Here is a 3711-nt window from a genome sequence, read left to right on the forward strand (position 1 = left end):
GTAATATTCCTTTGGCACATAAACAGCTTGGCCATTTCTGGTGACATAAATTGCCCCCTTCCAATCAGGATGTACTAAAAAAACTTGTGCTTTTAAATCTTCAGTACTTTTGTACTCATAATTTTTGCGCCATTCTTTAGTTGCTACTTTTAAGCATTTGTCCATCCAGTCACGATCGAGAAGCACCCAGTCGCCTTTAGCGGGTTGATATTCACTGTGTTGGGGGGCAATTTTGACTTCATCCCAGGCCGGATCGTAAAGGGGAGTGGGGACTGGGGACTTAGTAAAAGCTTCTAAGTCAAATAATGTTGGTTGATTCATAATATTTTTCAGTTTGTATTCGTGGCCACCCCAAAAGGTGGTCTTTTTTTATAAACAGCTATTAACTGTTAACTGGAAGAAAATAATTCTTGCCAGTCCCATTCGTTAAGGTTCCCAAAGTGTTTGAGTAATAAACCATGATTTCGTGGATGTTCCCACCAACGACCGCGTAAACATCTGCGTATCCATCCTTCAGGATTGAGAATTTTTTCAAATGCACCGCGAATATCAAATAATGCAAGTGCAACTTAAATATTTTCCAACTGTACTGTTTAACTACTTGCACAACACGGTGTGTTTGCAGTAATTCAAACATCTGCTTGAGGTAATTATGCGTGTATTTTTTACCACGCACTTTTTCTACCCAAGCATTAAATTCTGATAAATCTGGTTCTATTTCTGACCCTGTTTCCCCTTGCCTCATTAGCCATTGCCAAAGCGATTTAGCAGCAGGAGGTATATGGTTTTGATAACAAAATGCTTCGTGTTCTTCCGACCACGGAAGATTGATTTTATATCTATTTTCTGGCATAATTCTATTGCTATTACTTTCAAGGAGCCACCATGATCGCTAAATCTTTTGGTGGCTTTTTGGTTTTTTATTTCATCTGCGATCGCGCTCTAGGTCATAGATAACTTTCTCCAAATACCAGTTGTCAGACTTGCCCCGGTGCAACTGTCGCTGCTGGCTCAGTAATCGCTTGGCAGCTGCGACATCACCGTTTAGTAAATCAAGCAGTCGCTTTTGCAGTTGACGGTTTTTCGGGTCTATGAGGTATGAGCGTGAGTATTTGGGTTTTAGTTGGTATGTGCCTAACTGTGGAAAAAGTTGTAGCAAATATGCCCACAAACAAAGAATAAGCATCACCACCAGCAGAATGAACTTAGCTGAAACAAGTATGGAGCGGAGCGAATAAAGAAAGTTAGTTAAACTGTCCATAAGGAATTGAAAGTAGATGTCAATTCCACGATGCGGGAAACTTTCTGGTAGAGACATCAGGAAATCCCGCATTTATAGACTTCACAGCCTCTTCACAAAACAAAACCGTCCACACCTCTACTGGCAGGACGGTTTTAAAAATCTTTAATGTCTTCTTCGCTGGCTAACTGAGACTTACCCTCGCTGGAAACTAAGTTGTAAATTTCCTCCTCAAGTTGTTGAACCTCTTTTCGGAAGCTTTCCTCTTCCTCTTTAACCTGATCAAACTGAGACTTCAGCAGATTTTGATGTGTTTTGAGATGTGAAATATGTTTATCTTCAAGGCGTTTGAGGCGCTCTACGATTTTCCCAGCAGTAATGTTTCCGTGTTTACTTGTTCTCCTAGAGTTATCTTGCGTTGAGCAATCAACCTGATCAAGTCTGACCTGTTCAATCCCATTGACTCGGCTTGAATCCTGAAATCTTCCCAATCTTTCTGACTGATCAAAAATGTCGCTCGAATTGAGTCCTCTGCTAGTTTCTTGGGTCTGGCCATTTTTGTATATCACAACAACACCCTCATTTTATTGTATGAATAAAACCTTTTTGTATGAATAAAATGCTTGACAGGTTTCATTCATATAATATACTAACAGTAGTTATATATGAAAGAAACTCTTAGCTCCCCCCTCACCTTTGCCATTGAGCCTGTGAGGGCATATTCAGGAGCAAGCACCCGCGCACTTGGCTTAGTTCCCCGGCGCGGAAACACCCTAACTCAATCACCGAAAACCGAGTGTAGACAGTTAGGTGTCTGCGCGGTGATTTGTTTCGACTGCACATTTACCCAGGACACAACCGCATGACAACAACAGTTCAAGAGATAATTGCAAACTTAAAACACTACGCTGGTGACACCAAGGTGATCATCACAGATGTAGACGATAACGAATTTGCGTTAGTCGATTTCAAACATGAAAACAACACCGTGAATATCGTTATCGGTGAAATTGTTATTGATGAAAAACAGGAGGAATAATTCACCAATTCTGAATTCTGACTTCTGAATTCTGAATTCTAAATTATGACAAAACCAATCGGATATTTTACCAGTTATACCCCTGGTGACGGTTCTTTATTGGAATCATTACAAGAGGAATACGGGTCTTGCTTTGAGCAAATATCTAGGCGAGAAAAGCTGTTTTTAATTTCCTCACTAGCTAGTCAACTTTGCGAACAAGCCCCCGGAAGATGCCGTGATGAAATTTATGTAGTTGGGTATCAAGTTAATAGTTCTTTGTCCGTCAAAGATAGAGAAGGATTGCTTGAAGCCCTAATTCATCAAACTCGTTGCGGTCAAAGTTTAGCTGTTTTGCAATTAGGAGAAGCGCCTATGAAGCAATAATTAAATATTTTATCTAAGGATTTTGTGTAGAGAATACACCAGCGTGACTGGTAAAGCTTGCGCTGGTGTTTTTTTTGAAAATTTGTCAAATAAGGAATTTGAAATTATGAGTTACGACGGTGATAAACCGTGGGCAATTTTTACCTGTCAACTTGGCAAGTACAGTTGCGTTGGGAGATTTGTTAACCGGCCTGAGGCCGAACATCATCTCAAGTTTTTACGTAAATGCATACCTAGCATGAAGTTTGAGTTGATGTTCGACAAACAGCCACAGTCAGTTAACCAAAGGTAGTTCAAAAGCTCATGCGTGAACGCTGCGCGTGAGCTTTTAGTCGATTCAAACACTACTGGACTAGTCAAAAATATCACACCTTTTTGGTCATGCGTGATTTTTCACATCTTCCAGCACCAATTCTCTTAGAACCGTTACCAGGTCATTTTCAAATGATTACAGAAGGTGATAGTAGCAACTACTTTTGCCCTGACTGTGGTAAACACCTGTGCTGGATAAACGCGATCGACGAATGGACTTGTTTAAACTGCGAAGATACCACAACAAAGATGGAAATTAAAACTATTAGCTATCAACGAGTCTTAAATCTCGGAAATTACAACACTAAGCGTCTAGAAATGACTGCACAGCTAAATTCTGATGAGGATTTCGATGCTGCTACTAGTGCCTTGATGCAGACCGTGGAAGTAAAAATCCGAGAAGATAAAGAATTTGAAATTGTGTCTCACATTGAGTCGTTACAGACCAGAGCCAATAATCTCAAGCAAGAAATTTCTTATCTTGAGGAGAAGCTGGCGAAACTGAAACACGACCAAGATTTAGCACAACTCAAACCAGAGACAGAACCTGACCCTGACGATATCCCTTTTGGAGGTGAGGGGCGCACAAGCAACAACCTTGATGATTTTTAACGCTCATTTTTTAGCGTTGGCTACGCCAACGCCAAAGGCGATCGCGTTGCTGGTGATGTAGGAATGCGATCGCCATAAATCGATACCAAAATTAGTTTAGCAAAATGCACACCATCATTAATACCCCATCAGTGTTTAGTTG

Annotated in this window: 7 protein-coding genes; 3 read left to right on the forward strand and 4 right to left on the reverse strand. The window is 40.6% G+C overall.

All coding sequences use genetic code 11. From position 1 onward, the window contains the following. The 4 genes from GNE10_RS32810 to GNE10_RS32825 all read right to left on the reverse strand — a co-directional run. The coding region (locus GNE10_RS32810) for a hypothetical protein (RefSeq protein WP_185570203.1) at positions 1 to 321 on the reverse strand (321 nt) is incomplete at its 3' end. 61 nt (positions 322 to 382) lie between these two features. Further along, positions 383 to 853: a hypothetical protein gene (locus tag GNE10_RS32815; protein ID WP_260447128.1), complete on the reverse strand. Its 471-nt coding sequence runs from the start codon at positions 851 to 853 to the stop codon at positions 383 to 385. Positions 854 to 925: 72 nt separating this feature from the next. Continuing rightward, positions 926 to 1318, reverse strand: a complete 393-nt coding sequence (locus GNE10_RS32820; RefSeq protein ID WP_260447129.1) for a hypothetical protein — start codon at positions 1316 to 1318, stop codon at positions 926 to 928. 77 nt (positions 1319 to 1395) lie between these two features. Further along, on the reverse strand, positions 1396 to 1809 hold the full coding sequence (locus GNE10_RS32825) for a hypothetical protein (RefSeq protein WP_185570205.1): 414 nt from the start codon (positions 1807 to 1809) through the stop codon (positions 1396 to 1398). Between the two features lie 293 nt (positions 1810 to 2102). On the opposite strand from GNE10_RS32825, the gene GNE10_RS32830 reads away from it, so the two are divergent. The 3 genes from GNE10_RS32830 (at position 2103) to GNE10_RS32840 (ending at position 3569) form a co-directional block, all read left to right on the forward strand. Next, on the forward strand, positions 2103 to 2279 hold the full coding sequence (locus GNE10_RS32830; RefSeq protein WP_185570207.1) for a hypothetical protein: 177 nt from the start codon (positions 2103 to 2105) through the stop codon (positions 2277 to 2279). 45 nt (positions 2280 to 2324) lie between these two features. Next, positions 2325 to 2645, forward strand: a complete 321-nt coding sequence (locus tag GNE10_RS32835) for a hypothetical protein (protein WP_185570209.1) — start codon at positions 2325 to 2327, stop codon at positions 2643 to 2645. Between the two features lie 381 nt (positions 2646 to 3026). Beyond that, positions 3027 to 3569, forward strand: a complete 543-nt coding sequence (locus GNE10_RS32840) for a hypothetical protein (RefSeq protein ID WP_185570211.1) — start codon at positions 3027 to 3029, stop codon at positions 3567 to 3569. Positions 3570 to 3711 lie beyond the last annotated feature (142 nt).

The organism is Nostoc sp. 2RC (genome assembly GCF_014222165.1).
Taxonomy (GTDB): domain Bacteria; phylum Cyanobacteriota; class Cyanobacteriia; order Cyanobacteriales; family Nostocaceae; genus Nostoc; species Nostoc linckia.